General features: G+C 70.4%; 18 protein-coding genes and 1 riboswitch. Of the genes, 16 read left to right on the forward strand and 2 right to left on the reverse strand.

From position 1 onward, the window contains the following. Positions 1-4 precede the first annotated feature (4 nt). Positions 5-850 carry a DUF4352 domain-containing protein gene (locus ACFWDI_RS01960; RefSeq protein WP_385300749.1) on the reverse strand — a complete coding sequence of 282 codons (846 nt, stop codon included), beginning with the start codon at positions 848-850 and terminating at the stop codon, positions 5-7. A gap of 224 nt (positions 851-1,074) precedes the next feature. On the opposite strand from ACFWDI_RS01960, the gene ACFWDI_RS01965 reads away from it, so the two are divergent. The 3 genes from ACFWDI_RS01965 to ACFWDI_RS01975 all read left to right on the forward strand — a co-directional run bounded on the left by ACFWDI_RS01965 (position 1,075) and on the right by ACFWDI_RS01975 (position 5,500). After that, positions 1,075-3,234 (forward strand): N-6 DNA methylase, encoded by a 2,160-nt coding sequence (locus ACFWDI_RS01965; protein WP_385300750.1) that lies wholly within the window; start codon positions 1,075-1,077, stop codon positions 3,232-3,234. A 113-nt stretch (positions 3,235-3,347) separates the two neighbouring features. Continuing rightward, positions 3,348-3,980: a hypothetical protein gene (locus ACFWDI_RS01970; protein ID WP_385300751.1), complete on the forward strand. Its 633-nt coding sequence runs from the start codon at positions 3,348-3,350 to the stop codon at positions 3,978-3,980. Next, positions 3,977-5,500: a protein kinase gene (locus ACFWDI_RS01975; protein WP_385300752.1), complete on the forward strand. Its 1,524-nt coding sequence runs from the start codon at positions 3,977-3,979 to the stop codon at positions 5,498-5,500. The genes ACFWDI_RS01970 and ACFWDI_RS01975 overlap by 4 nt, the downstream gene beginning before the upstream one ends. A 13-nt stretch (positions 5,501-5,513) precedes the next feature. Here ACFWDI_RS01975 and ACFWDI_RS01980 read toward each other — a convergent pair whose 3' ends face one another. Next, a complete protein-coding gene (locus ACFWDI_RS01980) occupies positions 5,514-7,907 on the reverse strand; it encodes a YfhO family protein (RefSeq protein ID WP_385300753.1) in 2,394 nt (797 codons plus the stop codon). A 124-nt stretch (positions 7,908-8,031) separates the two neighbouring features. Here ACFWDI_RS01980 and ACFWDI_RS01985 point away from each other — a divergent pair, with 124 nt between their 5' ends. The 13 genes from ACFWDI_RS01985 to ACFWDI_RS02045 all read left to right on the forward strand — a co-directional run bounded on the left by ACFWDI_RS01985 (position 8,032) and on the right by ACFWDI_RS02045 (position 21,864). After that, entirely contained in the window at positions 8,032-9,009 is a 978-nt protein-coding gene (locus ACFWDI_RS01985) for a glycosyltransferase family 2 protein (protein WP_327324059.1), read from the forward strand. After that, positions 9,006-9,425, forward strand: a complete 420-nt coding sequence (locus ACFWDI_RS01990; protein ID WP_385300754.1) for a GtrA family protein — start codon at positions 9,006-9,008, stop codon at positions 9,423-9,425. Before ACFWDI_RS01985 ends, ACFWDI_RS01990 begins: the two co-directional genes overlap by 4 nt. Before the next feature lie 165 nt (positions 9,426-9,590). Beyond that, the gene (locus ACFWDI_RS01995; RefSeq protein ID WP_385300755.1) at positions 9,591-10,241 is read left to right on the forward strand and encodes a SurA N-terminal domain-containing protein; all 651 of its coding nucleotides are present in this window, start codon (positions 9,591-9,593) and stop codon (positions 10,239-10,241) included. A gap of 19 nt (positions 10,242-10,260) precedes the next feature. Continuing rightward, entirely contained in the window at positions 10,261-11,235 is a 975-nt protein-coding gene (locus tag ACFWDI_RS02000; RefSeq protein ID WP_385300756.1) for a nucleoside triphosphate pyrophosphohydrolase, read from the forward strand. Positions 11,236-11,295: 60 nt separating this feature from the next. Continuing rightward, a complete protein-coding gene (locus tag ACFWDI_RS02005; RefSeq protein WP_385300757.1) occupies positions 11,296-12,555 on the forward strand; it encodes a cytochrome P450 in 1,260 nt (419 codons plus the stop codon). 173 nt (positions 12,556-12,728) lie between these two features. Beyond that, positions 12,729-13,640, forward strand: a complete 912-nt coding sequence (locus ACFWDI_RS02010; RefSeq protein WP_385300758.1) for a transglycosylase family protein — start codon at positions 12,729-12,731, stop codon at positions 13,638-13,640. Positions 13,641-13,906: 266 nt separating this feature from the next. Beyond that, a riboswitch (cyclic di-AMP (ydaO/yuaA leader) is annotated at positions 13,907-14,088 on the forward strand. Positions 14,089-14,091: 3 nt separating this feature from the next. Then, positions 14,092-14,766 carry a transglycosylase family protein gene (locus ACFWDI_RS02015; protein ID WP_385300759.1) on the forward strand — a complete coding sequence of 225 codons (675 nt, stop codon included), beginning with the start codon at positions 14,092-14,094 and terminating at the stop codon, positions 14,764-14,766. Positions 14,767-15,084: 318 nt separating this feature from the next. Next, a complete protein-coding gene (gene eno / locus ACFWDI_RS02020; protein WP_327324051.1) occupies positions 15,085-16,371 on the forward strand; it encodes a phosphopyruvate hydratase in 1,287 nt (428 codons plus the stop codon). 139 nt (positions 16,372-16,510) lie between these two features. Then, positions 16,511-16,984, forward strand: a complete 474-nt coding sequence (locus tag ACFWDI_RS02025) for a septum formation initiator family protein (protein WP_327324050.1) — start codon at positions 16,511-16,513, stop codon at positions 16,982-16,984. A gap of 24 nt (positions 16,985-17,008) precedes the next feature. Then, entirely contained in the window at positions 17,009-17,596 is a 588-nt protein-coding gene (locus ACFWDI_RS02030) for a DUF501 domain-containing protein (protein WP_385300760.1), read from the forward strand. Next, positions 17,593-18,507 (forward strand): exopolyphosphatase, encoded by a 915-nt coding sequence (locus ACFWDI_RS02035; RefSeq protein ID WP_385300761.1) that lies wholly within the window; start codon positions 17,593-17,595, stop codon positions 18,505-18,507. The genes ACFWDI_RS02030 and ACFWDI_RS02035 overlap by 4 nt, the downstream gene beginning before the upstream one ends. A 358-nt stretch (positions 18,508-18,865) precedes the next feature. After that, a complete protein-coding gene (locus ACFWDI_RS02040) occupies positions 18,866-20,278 on the forward strand; it encodes an NAD(P)/FAD-dependent oxidoreductase (protein ID WP_385300762.1) in 1,413 nt (470 codons plus the stop codon). A gap of 284 nt (positions 20,279-20,562) precedes the next feature. Continuing rightward, positions 20,563-21,864, forward strand: coding sequence for a class I SAM-dependent methyltransferase (locus tag ACFWDI_RS02045; RefSeq protein WP_385300763.1), 1,302 nt, complete (start codon positions 20,563-20,565; stop codon positions 21,862-21,864). Positions 21,865-21,896 lie beyond the last annotated feature (32 nt).

Here is a 21,896-nt window from a genome sequence, read left to right on the forward strand (position 1 = left end):
CGGGTCAGAGCTTGAGCTCCCACTGCGAGGCGTCGTACGAGATGCCGGGGCTGACCTCGACCGTGAGGATCTTGGCGTCGGCCGGGGCGTCGAAGGCGTACTTCACCGTGGTCTTCTTTCCGGGCAGGATCTTGCCGCTGAAGCCGTCGCCGACCCCTTCGTCGAAGATCTGCTCGGCCTTGACGCCGTCCTTGCCTGCGCGGGCCTCGGCGGTCAGCAGGGCAGCGTCGAACTTCTCCTTGCCGGCGTTCTCGATGACGACGGTCACCACGTAGGCCTTGTGGCCCTTGGTGTGCCCGGCGGCGAACCCGCTGGGGGTGAAGTCCTTGGGTGCGGAGACGGTGACCTTGAGGTCGTCGTCGTAGATGGACGTGTCGCCCGCGGCGAGGGTGTCGGTCTTGTCGTCGCTCTTGGCCTTGTCGGCCGTGCCGCCCTTGCCCTTGTCGCCCTTCCCGGCGGCCGGCGCCTTCGACGCCGTGGTGCCCGAGGTGGCCTTGTTGATCTCGTCCACCGCGTCGCCCACGGCCTTGAACGTGATCACCGCGCCGACGATCGAGAGGATCAGCGCAACCAGTCCGAGGATGGCGCCGGTGGTGGTCACGCTCTTGTTGGCGGCCTCGCCGCGCTTGACGCGGCCGCGGCCCGACAGGCCCAGGATCAGGGCGATCAGGCCGAGGATGCCGGCCAGCCAGAAGAAGAAGGGGATCAGGCCGGAGATGGTGCCGATGATCCCGAGCACCAGCGCGGCCGTGCCGAGCCCGTTGCGCAGCTGCTGCGGGGCCGGGGCGTAGGGGCCCGCAGCGGGCGGCTGCTGCGGGTCGTGCTGGGGCTGCTGCGTGGAGTGGGACATGGGTGCCCTCCCGGACGTGGAGTGTGGTCGGGGCCTTGTGGTGAGCCCCGTTCAGCGCGCCATGCGGCGACAGGGTCAATAAGAGCAGACGCTGTGAACCGAGTCAACGCGCTTCACGGAATCGTGATTCGCTCACGCTGTGAAGAGGTTTCTCCGGGGTGCGCCGCTATGCTCGGCGACACAACAGGCAGGTGCGGATCAGCGCTTACGAGGGAGTCAGCCAGGTGCCGGAGAAATCGAGCGAGGTGACGGCGGCCGATATCGCCCGGCTGGCGGGAGTTGGACGCGCCGCGGTCAGCAACTGGCGGCGCCGTCACGCCGACTTCCCGAAGCCGGTCGGCGGCACGGAGGCGAGCCCGTCGTTCGCGCTCACCGAGGTCGAGCAGTGGCTCCGTGACCAGGGCAAACTCGCCGAAGTCCCGCTCCGTGAAAGGGTTTGGCAACAGCTGTCGGGCCATCTCGCGGGCCCGGTACCGGCCTTGGTGCAGGCGGGCTGCACACTGCTGCTCGTGAGGGACCGTCACCCGGCCTGGCTGGAGCTGACGGCGGTCTCGGACCAGCGCCTCGCGGAGCTGCTGCCCGGCGCGCTGGAGCAGGTGCTCACAGCGCGCTTCGGCGAGGATGCGGTGGGGCTCTTCACGGCGGTGTTCACAGCGCACCCGGGCTCGGTGACGCGCCAGGAACTGTTCACAGAGGCCGCGGGCTCCTCGTCCGGACCGGAAGCCTCGCTGCCGGCATCCGTCCCTCTCCTGCGCGGTGTCGCCGAGCTGGCTGCCGAACTCGGCGCACGCCAGGCCTTCGAGTTTCTGCTCGGGCGGTACCTGGATGCCAACCCCCGGCAGTACACCCTCACCCCGCCCGGGCCCGCCGCGCTCATGGCCGCGCTTGCCGGGGCCGGCGCCCGCGCCGTGCTCGATCCCGCCTCCGGCACCGGCACGCTGCTGCGCGCCGTCGAACGCCCCACCGCCCTGTACGCACAGGACGCCGACCCCGACCTCGCCGCGCTCACCGGTCTGCGCCTCGCCCTGCACTCCGACGCCACGGTGCGCGCCCGCGCGGGCGACACCCTGCGCGGTGACGCGTTCCCGAAGCCCGCGTTCGACGCTGTGCTCTGCCACCCGCCGTTCAACGAGCGCAACTGGGGCCACGACGAACTCGCCTACGACCCCCGCTGGGAGTACGGCTTCCCGGCCCGTACCGAGTCCGAACTGGCCTGGGTCCAGCACGCGCTCGCCCGGCTGCGCCCCGGCGGCGCCGCCGTCCTGCTGATGCCGCCCGCCGCCGCGTCCCGCCGCTCCGGCCGCCGTATCCGCGCCGGGCTGCTGCGCCGCGGTGCGCTGCGGGCCGTCGTCGCCCTGCCCGCCGGCGCCGCGCCCCCGTACGGCATCCCCCTGCACATCTGGGTGCTGCGCAAGCCGGACCCGGGCCGGGCGGCCCCGCCCGAGCTGCTGTTCGTGGACACCGCGGAGCTCGCCGGGGCGGGCGGCGGGCGCGACAAGCTCGACTGGCAGGCCGTTCACAGCGCCGTACTCGACGCCTGGCAGCCCTTCGAGAAGCACGGCACGGCCGAGGAGCAGCCGGGCGTCAGCCGCTCGGTTCCCGTCATCGAACTCCTCGACGACGACGTGGACCTGGCCCCCGCCCGGCACCTGCCGCCCCCCGCCGCGGGCGGCGGCGCGGACGAGCTGCTGCGCGTACGGGACCGGCTCGCCGAGACCCTGCGGCTGACCGGGGAGCTCACCCCGGCACCCGCCGGGCAGGCGCAGCCCGCCCCCTGGCCCGCCACGACCGTCGGCGAACTGGCCCGCGCGGGAGCGCTGGTGATCAGCGCGGGCGGAACGGGCGGCACGGGCAGTACGGGCGGTACGAGCAGTACGGGCGGCACGGGCGGTACGAGCACCGAGCCCGAGCCCGTACTCACCGAACAGGACGTGCTCTCCGGCACCGCGCCCTCGGGCACGCTTCCCGAAGTCCCCGACGAGGAGCCCGTGCGCGTCGGAGTGGGCGATGTCGTCGTGCCCGTGCTCGGCGGCGGATCCGTCGTCCGCGTCATCGACGAGGCCACCGCAGGAGCGGCCCTGGGCCGCAATCTCCAGCTGCTGCACCCCGATCCGGCCGCGCTCGACCCCTGGTTCCTCGCCGGCTTCCTGCGTGGCACCGCCAACAACCGGCAGGCCAGTAGCTACGCCTCCACGGCGACCCGGCTCGATGTGCGCCGACTCCAGTTGCCCCGGCTGCCGCTCGCCGATCAGCGGCGCTACGGCGAACGCTTCCGCGCGCTCGCCGAATTCGAGGACGCGCTCAGGCAGGCCGGGCGGCTCGGCGAGCAGCTCGTCCAGGGGCTGTACGACGGGCTGACGGACGGCTCGGTCACGCCGGAGTGAGAGCCGGAGCGTGACGCATCGGACAACGGGTCCGTACAACCCGGGACCTGTTGTCCGTGTCGATGTATACGCTCGTCCCCATCTGCCTCGTCCCCAGGCCATCAGGAGCAGTAATGCACGGCCACGGCTATGCGCCGCCGCAGCCCAAGCGACCGCCCACCGCGCTGCTCGTCGCCATGCGCGTGCTCTTCGTGGCGCTCGCGCTGCTCAGCTTCGGCATGCTCGCCTGGGGCACGATGCTACGAATAGCGATCATGCGCCGCCGACGGCTCGACTGGCTGCTGTTCTGGGTCAGCCTCGCCCTCGCGATCACCGCGTTCGTCGTCATCGGCGAATTCGGTTCCGAGGCCGAGACCGGTGCGGCCAAGCAGGACGAGATGACCGCCCTCGACTATGTGTTCCTGCCGCTTCTGCTCGGGCTCGCCATCGGGGTGCCCACGCACTATCTGGTGGCCGACATCCGTCACTACCAGGAGCCCCGGGCGACCTGGGGCCCGCCGCCCCCGCCGTACGCCGCCCGGACCGCCCCGTACGCCGCGCCGACCGCCCCGTACGGCCTGCCGCCCCAGCCGACGCAGATGCCTCACACGTCCCAGGGGCCCGGCTCCGGCTACCCGCCCGTCCCACCGCAACAGCCTCAGCCCGACAAACCCCGTATCGACCAGGTCCGCGCCGAGCTCGACGAGCTCAGCGACTACCTCCGCAAGGAGCAGGGCCGGGAGCAGGGCCGGGAGCAGGGGCGGTGAACGGACGCGTCATCGCGGGCCGTTACGAGCTCTCGGCCGTCATCGGCCAGGGCGGTATGGGACAGGTCTGGACGGCGTACGACGGCCGCCTCGACCGCCGCGTCGCCGTCAAGCTGCTCCGCCCCGACCGCATGGCCGCGGCCACCGCCGCCGACGAGATGCGCCGCCGCTTCGTCCGCGAGTGCCGGGTCACCGCGCAGGTCTCCCATCCCGGCCTGGTCACCGTCCATGACGCGGGCAGCGACGACGACGACCTCTATCTCGTCATGCAGTACGTCGAGGGCGCGGACCTCGCCGATCATCTCGCCGAGCACGAGCCGTACCCCTGGCCGTGGGCCGTCTCGGTCGCCGCCCAGCTCTGTGCCGTGCTCGCCGCCGTGCACGCCGTGCCGATCGTGCACCGCGACCTCAAGCCGCGGAATGTGATGGTGAAGCCCGACGGCACGGTCACCGTCCTCGACCTCGGTGTCGCCTCCGTCATCGACACCGACACCACCCGCCTCACCCACACCGGATCCCCCATCGGCAGCCCCGCCTACATGGCTCCAGAGCAGGCGATGGGCGGCGCGGTCGGCCCGTACACCGATCTCTACGCCCTCGGTGTGCTGCTGCACGAACTCCTCAGCGGCAACGTCCCGTTCGCGGGCTCCACCGCCCTCGGCGTGCTGCACCGCCATCTCTACGAGCCGCCGCTCCCGGTCCGCCAGCTGCGCCCCGAGATACCCGAGCCGCTCGAAGCGCTCGTGCTGCGCCTGCTCGCCAAGGACCCGCAGCACCGCCCGTCCGGTGCGCAGGAGGTCTACGAGACGCTCGCACCGCTGCTGCCCAGCCGCGGTGCGCCCGGCGGTCCGCTCGACCCGACCCGCCCCTTCCTGCGCCCGCATGCGCCGTGGCCGGACCGGGTCACCAGCCCGCCCCCGGACCCGCGCTCCGCCGCGCCGGTGGCACCCCGCCCCGATGTGGCGGCGGCGGTCGACGAGGTCAAGCGCCTCCTCGGCGAGGGCAGCATCACCCAGGCCGTCGACATCCTCGGCGGGATCCTCCCGGCCGCCGCAGCCGAGCACGGCGAGCACTCGCCGGTCGTACGGATCCTGCGCAAGCAGTACGCCACGACGCTGATGGACGACGGGCAGTACCGCCGTGCGCTGCCCGAGCTGCGGCGGCTGGCCGACGACCGGGCCGCCGAGACGGGCCCGGCCGATCCGCAGACGCTGCAGTTCCGCTACGACGCCGCGCAGTGCCTGGAGCAGCTGGGCGAGCCGGCCGCCGCGCTCGCCGAGTACCGCGCCGTGCTGCCGTACTACGAGGACCACCGCTCGGGCGGCGCGGACCCGGCCCGCGCCTTCGACGTCCGCCACCGCATCGGCCATCTGCTGCTCGCGGTCGGCGACCATACGGCGGCGCGGCAGCAGCTGCAGGGCCTGCTGTACGACGCGGAGCGGGCGTACGGGCCCTACCACCGGCTGCCGGTCGAGCTGCGTCGTGCGCTCGACCGGCAGCAGCAGTTCCACAGCGGCTGACCGGACCGGTCGTTCACATCCGGGCGTCCCGTTGCACACGGCCGTTGTGGCGTCGCAGGCGTGACCTCAGCAGCGGCAGCAGGGCGATCACTCCGAGCGCCAGCAGGCCTGCCGCCCCGATCGCCGTACCGGCCTTCAGGCCGGGCGGCCGGAAGGAGCAGTCCACTCTCGTCGACTTTCCGTCCAGAGGAACGGCGACGAGACCCAGGTAGGAGTCCGCGGGCCTGCCGTCGCAGCTCCAGCCCGCGATCCGGGGCGCGGCGAGGACCGCCGTCCCCCGTGTGCCGGGCGGGAGCTGGGCCCGTACACCGCTGTCGGTGACCTTGACGGACACCGCGCCCGTCGACTTCAGCCGGTCCACGGCCGCGGCGAGCTTCGCCCGGTCCAGACAGCCGACGCTCGCCCGGCGCGGCGCCGCGCGGCCGTAGCCGATCGTGGTGTCCGGCGCGGTGACCGTCCCGAGCGGGGTCAGCGCGGCACGCCGCTTGGGCTGCCCGCCGCGCAGTTTCACCGGCTTTCCGCCACCGAGCCCGGCGGTCCCGGTGAAGTCCGGCGCCCACAGGAAGACCTCGCTGCCGACCGGACAGGCGCCCGCGACCGGGGAGCTGTAGACCTGCGCGCCGAGCAGCATCTCCTGGTTGTGGAACGGCGAGTCGCCGTACCGCGGTTCGGGCCCCGGCGGCCGTACGGTCAGCAGCGGCCCGGTCGCCGACCGGGTCACCTCCGGGTGCTGTCCCTGCCTGGTGCGGACCCGCGCGCCGACGGAGAAGATCGCGTCGGTGACCGGGTTGTCCAGGGACTGCACACTGCGGCCGTTGGACGTCCAGCCCGCGCCGAGCGCGGCCAGCGTGCGTGTGTACACATCCGGTGTGTGGCTGCTGTAGTACGAGCCGCCCTGGCCGCCCAGCAGGATCGGATCGTTCCCGGTGATCTGGTCGCGGCCCGGATCGGTGCGGTAGCCGGGCCAGCCGTCGGCCTTCGCCACCGCCGCGGCCCGCTCGCTCTGCGGCTCGCCCCAGGCCGGATAGTCGTCGAGCCTGCCCAGCCGCTGCCGGTCGGCGTACGCGGTGGTCGCCGCGGCCTGCCCGACCAGCGCGCCGCTGAGCAGCAGCGCGGCCGGCACGGCGTACTTTCCGCGCCTGGCCAGCACCAGACCGGCCAGGACCGCCGCGATCCCGGCCGCGAACAGCGGGAACGTCCAGGCGGTGACCAGGTCGCTGAAGGAGGCCCCGAGCGCGATCACCGCCACCACCGCGCCGCCGCCGAGCAGGGCGCGCCGCCCCGGCCAGCCGTGCGAGAGGCAGATCCAGCCGGCGATCACCAGGATCCCGGCGAAGACGAAGGTCTGCCGGTACGGGCTGCCGTTGGGCGTCGCGAAGACATGCCACACCAGGTGTGTCGGCCCCCACTGCAGCGATACGGCGACGGCCGCCGCCAGCCCCGTCCACACCCAGCGCTCACGGCGCGGCACCGCGCTGTTGAAGGCGAGCGCGGCGGCCAGCAGCAGCGCACCGCTGCCGAGGAAGACCGCGGGGGTGAAGAAGCTGTACGTCGCCGGCAGCGTACGGGCGAACACATCGGCCCAGCCGGCCGGCGCGAACTCCTTCGTCCACCCCGGATAGGCGTGCTTGGAGCCGAGGAAGACGGGGATCAGTACGGGCGCGGCCAGCGCGATGCCGAGAGTTACGGCCCGGGCGGCCCGCAGGAGCGCCCGCATCCGGTCGCTTGCCGCCGTCTCCTCCAGCAGCAGCCGCACGAGAAGCACCAGCGCGGCCCCGATGGTCGCCATGTAGGCGGTGTAGAAGTTGGCGATCCACGCCACCGCGACGACCACCGGGCCGAGCACCGGCCGGCGTGCCGTGCGCGCCCACTCGCCGACCATGCACAGCAGCGGGAAGGCGACGAGGCCGTCCATCCACATCGGGTTGTACGAGGCCTCGACGACCGACCAGCCGCACAGCGCGTACGAGGCGCCGAGCACCGCCGCCATCCACCAGCGCCCGCCCGTGTCCTTGCGCAGCGACAGCAGCAGCCAGGTCATGGCCGCGGCCGCGGTCGCCATCTTCAGCAGCGTGACCACATAGACGGCGAGATCGATCCCGTCCCGCGGGAAGAGCCCGACCAGCATCGAGAACGGGCTGGTCAGATAGGTCCCGAGGTCGGGCAGAAAGCTGGTTCCGTAACCGGACTGCCAGTTGAGCAGCAGTCCGCCGTCCGCCCGGCCGTGCAGCAGATCCCACAGATGCGCATGAAACGGAACAAACTGATTGCCGAGGTCGTTCACGCTGCGGGTGTGCGGTCCGAAGGGGAAGCTGCGGGCGACGGCGTCACCGGCGCACACGGCCCCCACGGTGATCAGTGCGGCGAGGGCGGCGGCGCGGCCGCGCGCGGATTGCAGAGTCGACATGATTCCTCGAATATGCCAGCGCCGATCGTGAAAACATCCCGCGGGAAGCCCAGTTCACGGAATGGTCGCCTACGCGTCATGTAGGGAATCCGCACGGGACATTCGGGTGGGATGTTGTTCTTCCGTGCTGATCTCGATAGTTGTTCCGTGCTTCAACGAAGAGGAGATCATCGGCCGCTTCCATGAACATGTGACCGCGGAAATCTCCCTGCTCGGGCAGGAATTCGAGTTGGTCTATGTGGACGACGGAAGCCAGGACCGTACGCTCCCTCTCCTCGAGGAGATCGCCGCGGCCGACCCTCGTGCCCGCTATGTCTCCTTCAGTCGGAACTTCGGCAAGGAGGCGGCGATGCTCGCCGGCCTCCAGCATGCCGAGGGCGACGCGGTCGTCATCATGGATGCCGACCTCCAGCACCCGCCGGAGCTGGTCCGGCGCATGCTGCAGCTGCACCAGGAGGGCTTCGACCAAGTCATCGCCCGGCGCACCCGCAAGGGCGACCGGGTCACCCGCACCGTCACCGCCCGCGCCTACTACTGGCTGATCAACCGCCTCGTCGACGTGGAACTCGTCGACGGCGTGGGGGATTTCCGGCTGCTGTCGCGCCGTACCGTGGACGCGGTCCTCGAACTCACCGAGTACAACCGGTTCTCCAAGGGTCTCTTCGCCTGGGTCGGATTCCGCACCACGACCTTCGAGTACGAGAATGCGCTGCGTGAGCAGGGCCGCTCCAAATGGAGTTTCGGAAAACTGCTCAACTACGGCCTCGACGGACTGCTCTCTTTCAACAACAAGCCGTTGCGGGCCGCCGTCTATCTCGGGCTTCTGCTTGTCACACTCGCCATGGCGTATGCCGCCTGGATTGTCGGTGTCGCCCTGGTGAACGGCGTGGACACCCCCGGGTATGTCACCCTTCTGGTGGCGGTCACCGCACTCGCCGGCGTACAGATGCTGATGCTGGGGGTGGTCGGCGAGTACGTCGGCCGTATCTACTACGAGGTGAAGCGGCGACCGCACTTCCTGGTGAAGGCCACTGACGCCGACCTTCCGCACCAGCAGGAAGGAGAACGGCGTACACGCACGGGGGAGCTCGTAAGACGATGACAGTCCGGGTCCAGATGGTCAGATTCGCCCTGGTAGGGGTGGTGAACACCGGGACGTACTACGGGATGTATCTGGCCCTGCTGACCTGGCTGCCGTATGTCGCGGCGCATGTCATCGCCTTCGCGCTCAGCATGGTCGGGTCCTTCTTCCTGACCTCGTACTTCACCTACAGGACCCGCCCGACCTGGCGGAAGTTCCTGCTCTTCCCGCTCACCAACGCCGCGAACTTCGTCGTCACCACGACCGGCGTCTATCTGCTGGTGGACGTACTGCACTTCGGCAGCCGCTACGCGCCGCTGATCGCGGCGGGCGCGGCGATCCCGATCACTTTTGTGGTCTCCCGGACGATCATGCTGCGACCGGATCCGGTCCCGCGCGAGCGGGAGCCGGAGCCGGAACGGGTGCCTCAGACCTGACACGGGAACGGGGCGCCGTGCAGTCGGCCGGCTGACGGCCGCTCCGCGCATCCGCAACCGCAGGCGAATCGTTTGGCGAATCAGTGGCCCAGACCCCTGGGACTGCCTACCATCGATCACCGCAGGGTCTTGTGCACCGAAGCACAATCACGCCGGGAGGCTCCTTTGCACCGCCGCCGTCGCACCGCGCTCGTCGTCTCCGCCGCGCTCCTCACCGCCGCGCCCCTCCTCTCCGCCTGCGGCAGTGACGCGCACCCAGGGGCCGCCGCCGTCGTGGGTGGCGAGCGGATCGATGTGTCCACCGTCCAGGCGAAGGTGAAGGACGTACGCGCCGCCCAGCAGCGCTCCCCCCAGTCCGCGCAGCTCATCAAGGACAGTGGGCAGCTCAGCCGCGCCAAGCTCTACGACCTCATCGTCGACCAGGTCGTCCAGCGCGCCGCCGACGACGCCGGCGTCAAGGTCAGCCGCAAGGAGGTCCAGGACGGCCGGGCCGCCCTGGTCCAGCAGTCCGGTGGCGAGGAGCAGCTCTCCGCCATGTATCTGCAGCAGCGCGGCGTCGCTCCGGCCCAGCTCGACGACGTCGTACGCCGCGACATCCTGGTGAACAAGCTCGCCACCTCCCTCGGTGCGACGAACACCCCCGAGGGCCAGCAGAAGCTCAACCAGGCCTTCACCGCCGCCGCCAAGGCGCTGCACATCGACGTCAACCCGCGCTACGGCACCTGGGACGACCAGAAGCTCGAGCTCAGCAGCTACAAGGCCCCCTGGATCACCCAGGTCACCAAGGAGGAGCAGCCCGTCGAGACGGGTGCTTAGTGCGAGGTAGGTTCGACGGGTGACCACAGAAGCACCCGTTGCCTCCGGCCGTATCGTCCTGCTCACCGCCAGCCACCGCGTCGCGCCCGGGCTGTTGTCCTGGCCCGCGTGGCAGACGCTGCACGCCGCCGACCGGGTGCTGTGCGCCGACGAGGGTCATCCGCAGCTGCCGTATCTGCGCGAGGCGGGTGTCGACGTCGAGATCGCCGCGCCCACCGCACAGGAGCTCGTCGACGCCTGCGCCGGCGGCCGTACCGTCGTGGTCGTCCCGTCCGGCGAGGGCGACCGGGCCCTGACCGACGGGCTCGCCGGGCTGGCCGGGTCCGGACGGGTGCAGATGCCGGATCTGGAGCTGCTCCCCGGCTCGTACGACCTGCCCGGCGCCCGTCTCATCGACCTCGTCCAGGTCATGGACCGGATCAGGCTCGAGTGCCCGTGGTCCTCGCAGCAGACCCACAAGGGCCTCGCCAAGTACGGCATCGAGGAGGCGTACGAACTCGTCGAGGCGATCGAGGACGGCGACCGCGACGAGCTGCGGGAGGAGCTCGGGGACGTACTCCTCCAGGTCGTCTTCCACGCGTGCATCGCGGAGGAGGATCAGGACGAGCCGTTCTCCATCGACGACGTCGCCGGGACGATCGTGGAGAAGCTGATCCACCGCCATCCGCATGTCTTCGGCGACGAGAGCGCCGAGACGCCGGAGGACGTGAAGGAGCACTGGCTCCGCACGAAGGCCATAGAGAAGCAGCGCGACTCGGTCACGGACGGCGTGCCGCTGGGCCAGCCCGGCCTCGCGCTCGCAGCGAAGCTCGCCTCCCGGGTCCGTACCGCGGGACTTACCGTGCCGCTGCCCGCCGGCGAGGGCATCGGGTACGAACTGCTCGCCCTCGCTGCTCGTGCCGAGGAGGCGGGCACGGATCCGGAGGCCGCACTGCGCGCCGCTGCCCGGGCCTACCGGGATGCGATCCGCGCGGCGGAGGGCCACGCCGGTTAGTACCTTTCGGTGCCCCGGTGCCAGGAAGGCCCTCGACGGGAAGCCGGATAACGTCGGGGCGTGAGCAACACACCTGCCCCCGAACTCTTCACCTGGGAGTTCGCCACCGACCCCTACCCCGCCTACGCCTGGCTGCGCGAGCACGCCCCCGTGCACCGCACCCGGCTCCCCAGCGGGGTCGAGGCATGGCTGGTGACCCGGTACGCCGACGCCAAGCAGGCGCTCGCCGACCAGCGGCTGTCCAAGAACCCGGTGCACCACGCCGAGCCCGCGCACGCCAAGGGGAAGACGGGGATCCCGGGCGAGCGCAAGGCCGAGCTGATGACGCATCTGCTGAACATCGACCCACCTGACCACACCCGGTTGCGGCGGCTGGTGTCGAAGGCGTTCACTCCGCGCCGGGTCGCCGAATTCGCGCCGCGGGTGCAGGAGTTGACGGACCGTCTCATTGACACCATCTTCGAGAATCAGCACAGCGGGGAGAAGGGGGAGGCGGACCTCATTCATGAGTTCGCGTTCCCGCTCCCCATCTACGCCATCTGCGACATGCTCGGAGTCCCGCGCGAGGACCAGGACGACTTCCGCGACTGGGCGGGCATGATGATCCGGCACGGCGGCGGGCCGCGCGGCGGTGTGGCTCGTTCTGTGAAGAAGATGCGTGGCTATCTCGCCGAACTCATCCACCGTAAAAGGGAAGATCCGGGCGACGACCTCATCTCGGGGCTCATTCGCGCCAGTGACCACGGCGAGCACCTCACCGAGAACGAGGCCGCCGCGATGGCCTTCATTCTTCTCTTCGCGGGCTTCGAGACGACGGTCAATCTCATCGGCAACGGCGTCTACGCGCTGCTGCGCAACCCGGGGCAGCGGGAGCGGCTCCAGGCCTCGCTCGCGGCCGGGGAGAGCGAGCTGCTCGCGACAGGTGTCGAGGAACTGCTGCGGTACGACGGGCCGGTGGAGCTCGCGACCTGGCGGTTCGCCACGCAGCCGCTCAGCCTCGGCGGACAGGACATCGCCGCCGGCGATCCCGTACTCGTCGTACTCGCCGCGGCCGACCGGGATCCGGAGCGGTTCACGGACCCGGACATTCTCGACCTCTCCCGGCGCGACAACCAGCATCTCGGGTACGGGCACGGCATCCACTACTGCCTCGGTGCGCCGCTCGCCCGGCTGGAGGGGCAGACGGCGCTGGCGACGTTGCTCCGCAGGATGCCCGACTTGCGGCTTGCGGGAGATCCGGCCGATTTGCGATGGCGCGGGGGGCTCATTATGCGCGGATTGCGCACTCTGCCCGTTGAGTTCACACCTCGACAAATCTGACGAAGCGTCAAGACTGTGACTTTCACGTGATCTCCGCTGCATCGACTTGTGACCAACGTTCGAATGCCGCTACCTTCACCGTCGTCCCACCAGTCACATCTGTGGTCAGGCCTGTGGTCAGATCCGCAAGACATGGCTGTAGTCACGTCTGTAGTCACGCGAAAGGCAACCGCATGCGCTCCGGGAACGGACGACACCGCCGACCCCGCCAGGCTCCGGCCATCGTCGTCGCGGCAGGGGTGACTGGATCGGCCATCGCCATCCCGCTGCTCGGCGCCGGATCGGCCTCCGCCGCCGACGCCTCCACATGGGACCGCGTCGCGGAGTGCGAGAGCGGCGGCATGTGGAGCGCCGACCTCGGCAACGGGTTCTACGGCGGTCTGCAGCTCTCGCAGCAGACCTGGCAGGACTTCGGCGGTACGGCGTACGCGCCCACCGCCGACCTCGCGAGCCGCTCCCAGCAGATCGCGGTCGCGGAGAAGGTCCTCGACGCGCAGGGTCCCCAGGCGTGGGCCAGCTGTTCGCTGCTGTCGGGGCTGACGAACGACGGCGCCGCGACCGGCGTCGACCCGGGCGCCATGCCGTCGCCGGGGCAGAGCACCCCCGCACCGCCGGCCGCGTCCGCGGAGCCCTCCGCCGGGACCTCCGGACCCGCGGAGCCCTCCGCCGAGCCGTCCGTGGACTCCTCCGCGCCGGCGAGCCCCAAGGCGTCGACCCGGCCGTCCGAGTCGACGAACCCGGGTGCCGGGCAGGACGCCGGCGCCGACAGCGGCACCGGCAAGCACCGTGGCGCCCCGGAGGAGACCGAGCCGGGCAATACGGACAATCCGCGCGAAGATGCCCGCCATGCCTCGCGAGGTGACGGTGCGACACGTGACGAGGTCGACAAGACCGGCAACACCGACAAAGCGGACGCCCTGCCCGGCGAGTACACCGTCCGTCCCGGCGACAGTCTGTGGGCCATCGCCGACGAGCAGAAGCTGCCCGGTGGCTGGTCCGCGATCTACGACGCGAACCGCGAGACGGTCGGCGCCGATCCGGATCTCATCCTCCCTGGCCAGAGCCTCGATCTGGACGTGAAGTAGCGGCAGTTCGCTGGCGTATGTCCGAGTTTGTTCAACTGAGACATGGGTCTCTTTGTCCCAACTGGCATATCTCGCCCCTCGGGTCCGGTTGTTCCGCTTCTCACCTGCGGAAACGAGAGTTCCCTGAGTAGTGAAATGGGCGATTCCTCCCCGATGTTCGTCTTTGGACATCGGGGAGAGCTGTGTCTACGGTCTGAACCGCTCGCCACCGCGGGCACCACTGACCGTCACGCCGAATCCTGCCGCCGGTCGGGGGGAGTAGTCGTTCGCACAGAGCGCCGAAGGCAGGAGCGGGGGACCCAAGGTAAGCGCCGGGCCCGGCCGTTGAGAGCAGTACGCAACGGCCGACGGGCCGGCTTGGGGTGAAGCCGCGCGCAGCATGCGCGGCCGGGCAACTCACTTGGCCCGAACCCGACAGCTCACCTCGTAGGCGTCGGTGAGGAGACGTTCCATGCTGTTTTCCAGCAAGAACAAGCACCGCCGCCCGTCCAAGGCCACCCGCATCGCCGCGCTCGCCGGTGTCACCGGTGCCGTCGTCGCCGCCCCGCTGATGGGCGCCACCTCCGCCTCCGCCGCGACCGCCTCCGAGTGGGACAAGGTCGCCCAGTGCGAGGCCGGTGGCAACTGGTCCATCAACACCGGCAACGGCTTCTACGGCGGCCTGCAGTTCTCGGCCTCCACCTGGGCCGCGTACGGCGGCACGGCGTACGCCTCCTCCGCCGACCAGGCCTCCAAGTCCCAGCAGATAGCCATCGCCGAGAAGGTCCTGGCCGGCCAGGGCAAGGGTGCCTGGCCGAACTGCGGCGTCGGCCTCTCCAACGCCGCCTACAACGGTGGCTCCGGCACCACGCAGCAGGCGCAGCCCGCCCCGAAGCCCGCCCCGAAGCGCGCCGATGCCCCCACGACGCGCTCCGAGCGCCCCGCCGCCCCGGCGAAGTCCGCGCCCGCAGCCAAGGGCTTCAAGAAGGGCGACGGCGAGTACAAGGTCAAGGCCGGCGACACTCTCGGCACGATCGCCGAGGCCAAGAAGGTCAAGGGCGGCTGGCAGAAGCTGTTCGACCTCAACAAGGACATCGTCAAGGACTCCGATGTGATCTTCCCGGGCCAGCAGCTCCACCTGAGCTGACCTCCCGGGTCCCAGACCCCCGGTGCGGCTCCACCTGAGCTGACCCCGGGTCCCAGACCCCCCGGTCCGGCGCGTCTCCCCCCCGTACGCGCTGGGCCGGGGCTCTGTCTGTTCCGGTCGGTACCCGTCCCGGTCCTTGCCGGGCCCTCGTGGCGTTACCCGCAGGTAGTTCACGTGCTGTTTGTCCTGCGCCGCGAGTCTTCGGGGCGTTTTTCGTCCCAGCGGGCGGGCAACGGCTGGCCGATGCCGTGGAGCCGGTTAGGCTCATGTCGCAAGGCCAAGAGACCCTGCACTTCTCGCGTCACATCCCAGAAGGAGATGCTCGTGCCGTCCATCGACGTCGTCGTAGCCCGGGAAATCCTGGACTCCCGAGGCAACCCCACGGTCGAGGTCGAGGTTGGCCTCGACGACGGCAGCACGGGCCGTGCTGCTGTTCCGTCCGGCGCCTCCACCGGTGCGTTCGAGGCTCTTGAGCTCCGCGACGGTGACCAGAACCGCTACCAGGGCAAGGGCGTCGAGAAGGCCGTCCTCGCCGTCATCGAGCAGATCGGCCCGGAGCTCGTCGGCTACGACGCCACCGAGCAGCGCCTGATCGACCAGGCGATGTTCGACCTGGACGCCACTCCGGACAAGTCCTCCCTCGGCGCCAACGCCATCCTCGGCGTCTCCCTCGCCGTCGCGCACGCCGCCTCCGAGGCCTCCGACCTGCCGCTCTTCCGCTACCTCGGCGGCCCGAACGCGCACCTGCTGCCCGTTCCGATGATGAACATCCTGAACGGCGGCTCGCACGCCGACTCCAACGTGGACATCCAGGAGTTCATGATCGCGCCGATCGGCGCCGAGTCCTTCTCCGAGGCCCTGCGCTGGGGCGCCGAGGTCTACCACACCCTCAAGTCCGTCCTGAAGACCAAGGGCCTCTCCACCGGCCTCGGCGACGAGGGCGGCTTCGCGCCGAACCTGGATTCCAACCGCGCCGCCCTGGACCTCATCCTCGAGGCCATCAAGCAGGCCGGTTACGCCCCGGGCAAGGACATCGCGCTGGCGCTCGACGTCGCCGCGTCCGAGTTCTACAAGGACGGCCTGTACGAGTTCGAGGGCAAGTCCCGCTCGGCCGCCGAGATGACCGAGTACTACGAGGAGCTCGTGGCGGCCTACCCGCTCGTCTCCATCGAGGACCCGCTCTTCGAGGACGACTGGGCCGGCTGGAAGGTCCTCACCGACAAGCTGGGCACCAAGGTCCAGATCGTCGGCGACGACCTGTTCGTCACCAACCCGGAGCGCCTGGCCCGCGGCATCGAGGACGGCGCCGCGAACGCCCTGCTCGTCAAGGTGAACCAGATCGGTTCGCTGACCGAGACCCTGGACGCCGTGGAGCTCGCCCAGCGCAGCGGCTTCAAGTGCATGATGTCCCACCGCTCCGGCGAGACCGAGGACGTCACCATCGCCGACCTGGCCGTCGCCACCAACTGCGGCCAGATCAAGACCGGCGCCCCGGCCCGCTCCGAGCGCGTCGCCAAGTACAACCAGCTGCTGCGTATCGAGGAGATCCTCGACGACGCCGCGGTGTACGCGGGCCGCTCCGCCTTCCCGCGCTTCAAGGGCTGATCATCGGCTGACGCCCTGTCATTCGCGCTGTGCATCCAGAGAAGTGAATGGGTGGCAAAGGCGTAGCGAAGCGAAGCGTCCCCGGTCACGGTCCCGTACCGTGTCCGGGGACGTACGCGCGTAGTGGGGAGGCGAGACCATGGCACGCAAAGGGGACCAGGACCGGTTCTCCACCGCGACCAGGCTGCGGCTGCTCGGCGAGCAGACCGCGGCCCGCGTCTACCGTTCCCAGAGCCGCCGGCAGGACCGCCGCTCCCGGCTCACCGGCCGGGCGGCGTTTCTGACCCTGGTGATCTGCTCGCTGGTCGTCGCGCTCGCGTACCCGATGCGTCAGTACGTCTCCCAGCGCGCCGACATCGCCGAGCAGCGGCGCAGGATGGACGACGCCGAGCAGCAGGTCGAGCGGCTCAGGGACGAGAAGGCGCGCCTCCAGGACGACAGGTACATCGAGCGGCTGGCCCGCGAGCACCTGCACTTCGTGCTTCCGGGAGAGACTGGGTACACGGTGATCGACCCCGAGGCCGCAGAGCACCGCCGTACCGACGAAGGCGCGGCGGACCGTCCCTGGTACTCGAACGTCTGGGACGGCGTCGACAACGCCGACCGCAAGTAGCAGCCAAGTAGAACCAAGGCAGGCATGGAAACGCCCCCTCCCACCACCGACCCCACTCCGCCGACCGACGCGGACATCGCCGCGTTCAAGGAGCAGCTCGGCCGCCCGCCGCGCGGCCTGCGCGCGATCGCGCACCGCTGCCCGTGCGGACAGCCGGATGTTGTCGAGACCGCTCCGCGACTCCCCGACGGCACCCCGTTCCCGACGCTGTACTACCTGACCTGCCCGCGGGCCGCGTCGGCGATCGGCACGCTCGAGGCGAACGGCGTCATGAAGGAGATGACCGAGCGCCTGGCGACCGACCCGGAGCTGGCCGCCGCGTACCGCGCCGCCCACGAGGACTACATCGCGCGCCGTGACGCGATCGAGGTGCTGGAGGGCTTCCCCAGCGCCGGCGGCATGCCCGACCGGGTGAAGTGCCTGCACGTCCTGGTCGGCCACTCGCTCGCGGCCGGGCCCGGGGTGAACCCGCTGGGCGACGAGGCGATCGCCATGCTCCCCGAGTGGTGGCGCAAGGGCCCCTGTGTCGCGCCGTGTGAAGCGGTCGCGCCCGGTGAAGCGGTCGCGCCCCGTGAAGAAGCCGCGGCTCGTGAAGAAGGGGACAAGGAGTGACCCGGGTCGCCGCCGTCGACTGCGGTACGAACTCCATCCGCCTCCTCGTCGCCGACGCGGACCCCGAGACCGGCGAGCTGGTCGACCTCGACCGGCGGATGATCATCGTCCGGCTGGGTCAGGACGTGGACCGCACCGGACGGCTCGCGCCCGAGGCGCTGGAGCGGACCTTCGCGGCCTGCCGCGAGTACGCCGCCGTCATCAAGAAGCACGGTGCCGAGAAGCTCCGCTTCGTGGCCACCTCCGCCTCGCGCGATGCCGAGAACCGCGACGAGTTCGTCCGCGGCGTCCTCGACATCCTCGGCGTCGAGCCCGAGGTGATCACCGGCGAGCAGGAGGCGGAGTTCTCCTTCACCGGCGCCACCGGGGGCCTGCCGGGTCACGAGGAGCGCCTGGTCGTGGACATCGGCGGCGGCTCGACCGAGTTCGTCGTCGGCGAGGAGCACGTGCTGGCCGCGCGGTCCGTCGACATCGGCTGCGTACGGCTCACGGAGCGCCACATCCGCAACGATCCGCCGGCGGCCGACGAGATCGCCGCGATCCGCGCGGACATCCGGGCCGCGCTCGACCTGGCGGAGGAGACCGTCCCGCTGCGGGAGGCGCGCACCCTGGTCGGTCTCGCCGGATCGGTGACGACGGTCGCGGGGATCGCGCTCGGCCTCGACGCATACGACTCGACGAAGATCCACCACGCCCGGATCCCTTACGAGCAGGTGGTGAGGATCAGCGACACGCTGCTGGAGTCCACGCACGAGCAGCGCGCCGCGTACCGGGTCATGCACCCGGGGCGCGTGGATGTCATCGGCGCCGGGGCGCTGGTGCTGAGGGAGATCATGGAGCGGATCGGCGCGCGCGAAGTGGTCGTCAGCGAGCACGACATCCTCGACGGGATCGCCTGGTCCATCGCCTAGAGACCGGTCTCGCGACTGCGGCGCGACGAACTTCGTGAAGTTCTTCACAAGGAAAACGTCCTTGTTGGGCGCTGCGGGGGGTCGAAAGCCCCCCGCGGCCCACCCGTCGGTCCCGGGTGCGTGCATTCCGGACGGATCCAGGCATGTTGCGGGAGCGTTGATCAGGGCAGTGGTCCACCGCCGGGCGGCCCCTTAGGGACCAGCTCACGGGGGGCGAACAGCGTTTGCCTTTACACCGTGGTTCCCCTCCGCCGCCATGACCTCGGTCACGTGGGCGGCGCAGTGTAGCAGAGGTGGGTCAGGAGCTTGTGAAGGGGCTCACGAGCACCCCCTCCGAGGGGGGTGGATACTCGATGGCATGAGCACCACGGAGCGTCCCAGGATCCTCGTTGTAGGCGGTGGGTACGTAGGCCTGTACGCAGCTCGACGCATTCTGAAGAAGATGCGTTACGCGGAAGCGACCGTCACGGTCGTGGACCCGCGCTCGTACATGACGTACCAGCCCTTCCTCCCCGAAGCCGCCGCAGGCAGCATCTCGCCGAGGCACGTCGTCGTACCGCTGCGACGCGTCCTGCCCAAGGCCGAGGTGCTCACCGGTCGGGTCACCACCATTGATCAGGACCGCAAGGTCGCCACGATCTCGCCGCTCGTCGGCGAGGCGTACGAGGTGCCCTTCGACTACCTGGTCGTCGCGCTCGGCGCGATCTCCCGCACCTTCCCGATCCCCGGCCTCGCCGAGCAGGGCATCGGTATGAAGGGCATCGAAGAGGCCATCGGCCTGCGCAACCACGTACTCGAGCAGCTCGACAAGGCCGACTCGACGACCGATGAGGATGTCCGCCGCAAGGCGCTCACCTTCGTCTTCGTGGGCGGCGGCTTCGCCGGCGCCGAGACCATCGGCGAGGTGGAGGACCTGGCGCGCGACGCGGCCAAGTACTACACGAACGTCAAGCGCGAGGACATGCGCTTCATCCTGGTCGACGCGGCCGACAAGATCCTTCCCGAGGTCGGTCCGAAGCTGGGCAAGTACGGCAAGGAGCACCTCGAGGGCCGCGGCATCGAGATCTACCTCTCGACGTCGATGGACTCCTGCGTGGACGGCCACGTGGTGCTGAAGAACGGCCTCGAGGTCGACTCCAGCACCATCGTGTGGACGGCCGGTGTGAAGCCGAACCCGGCGCTGGCCCGCTACGGCCTGCCGCTGGGCCCGCGCGGCCACGTCGACACCACGACGACGCTGCAGGTCCAGGGCACCGACTACATCTGGGCCGCCGGCGACAACGCCCAGGTCCCGGACGTCGCGGCCCGCAAGGCCGGCGTGGAGAACGCCTGGTGCCCGCCGAACGCCCAGCACGCGCTGCGTCAGGCGCGGCTCCTCGGCGACAACGTCATCTCCGGTATGCGGGGCTTCCCGCAGAAGGAGTACAGCCACGCCAACAAGGGTGCGGTGGCCGGTCTCGGCATGCACAAGGGCGTCGCGATGATCGTCATGGGCAAGGTGAAGATCAAGCTCAAGGGCCGGCTCGCCTGGTACATGCACCGTGGCTACCACGGCATGGCGATGCCGACCTGGAACCGCAAGATCCGTGTCTTCGCGGACTGGACGCTGGCGATGTTCCTGAAGCGTGAGGTCGTCTCGCTCGGCGCGATGGAGTCGCCGCGCGAGGAGTTCTACGAGGCGGCGAAGCCGGCTCCGGCGGCCGCTGCGAAGCCGGCAGCGGAGAAGGCCGAAGAGCAGAAGGCGGAAGCCGAGAAGGCCAAGGCCTCCTAGCCGCAGCAGCACAGCATGTCCTACCCCGAAGGGGTCGCCCGCCATCCGTGGTGCGGGCGGCCCCTTCGGCCGTGCGCGGGACATTTCTTCCGTCAACGAGGCGGCCGCACGCGCCCGTTCCCGTCGCCCGGACGGGTACGTGTGGCATGCAGGTATTTTGCTCGGGCATTGCGTGATGTCGGGAAGCGCGCAGGGTGGTCGGATTGTTCCCTGGAGTGCACCGCGCAGCCCAGCGCGCGTGGTGCGCAGCATTTCTGGGATCCACCGTCACGGAGGTGTGCGCCATGGCCGACGCCGCACTGCGGCTGACCACTCTTGCCGAGGAGTTGCTCGGAGACCCGCTCCCGGTCCGCATCCGGGCCTGGGACGGCAGCGAGGCCGGGCCGCCGGGCGGTCCCGTTCTCGTCATTCGGCACCGGCGCGCGCTGCGCCGACTGTTGTGGCGGCCCGGGGAGCTCGGGCTGGTCCGGGCCTGGGTGGCCGGGGAGATCGATGTCGACGGCGATCTGTACACCGCGCTCGGCCTGCTCGCCGGGCTCCTCTGGGAGCGCGGCGACGAGTCCACGGACAGCGTCCACCCCGTCCGCGACCCGCGCATGCGCGCCGCCGCCCGCGGGCTGCTGAAGATCGGCGGGATGCTGCCACCGCCCGCCCCGCCCGCCGAGGAGGTCCGGCGGCGCTTGGGGCCGCTGCACACCAAGCTCCGCGACAAGCGGGCCATCAGCCACCACTACGACGTCGGCAACGACTTCTACGCGCTGGTGCTCGGGCCGTCGATGGTCTACTCGTGCGCGTACTGGGAGGACGAGGACAGCAGCCTCGAAGACGCCCAGCGCGACAAGCTCGACCTCATCTGCCGCAAGCTCGACCTGAAGGAGGGGAACCGGCTCCTCGACGTCGGCTGCGGCTGGGGCGCCATGGCCATCCATGCCGCCCGCGAGTACGGCGTCCAGGTCATCGGCGTCACCCTCTCCCGTGAGCAGGCCGCCTTCGCCCGCAAGCGCATTGCCGAAGAGGGTCTCACCGACCGGATCGAGATCCGCGTTCAGGACTACCGGGACGTCAGGGACGGTCCGTACGACGCCATTTCCTCCATCGGCATGGCCGAACACGTCGGTGAGGTCCGCTACCACGAGTACGCCGACCAGCTCTTCTCGCTCCTCAGGCCCGGCGGCCGGCTGCTCAACCACCAGATCGCCCGCCGTCCCGAGAAGGACGAATCCGCCTACCAGGTGGACGAGTTCATCGACCGGTACGTCTTCCCGGACGGTGAGCTCGCCCCGCTCGGCCGTACCGTCGGCTCGCTCGAGGAAGCCGGCTTCGAGGTCCGTGACGTCGAGTCGATCCGCGAGCACTACGCGCTCACGCTGCGCCAGTGGGTCGCCAACCTGGAGGCGAACTGGCGCAAGGCGGTGCGGCTCAGCACTCCTGGCCGCGCCCGTGTCTGGCGGCTCTACATGGCTGCCTGCGCGCTCTCCTTCGAGCACAACAGGATCGGGGTCAACCAGATCCTGGCCGTGAAGTCGCCGGAGAGCGGGACCTCCGGGCTGCCGCTGCGTACGCGCGAATGGAATCGGGCCGGGTGAGTCGGCCCGGGGCCGACTGAGGTTCCGGGCGA

Source organism: Streptomyces sp. NPDC060064, assembly GCF_042736455.1.
Lineage (GTDB): Bacteria > Actinomycetota > Actinomycetes > Streptomycetales > Streptomycetaceae > Streptomyces.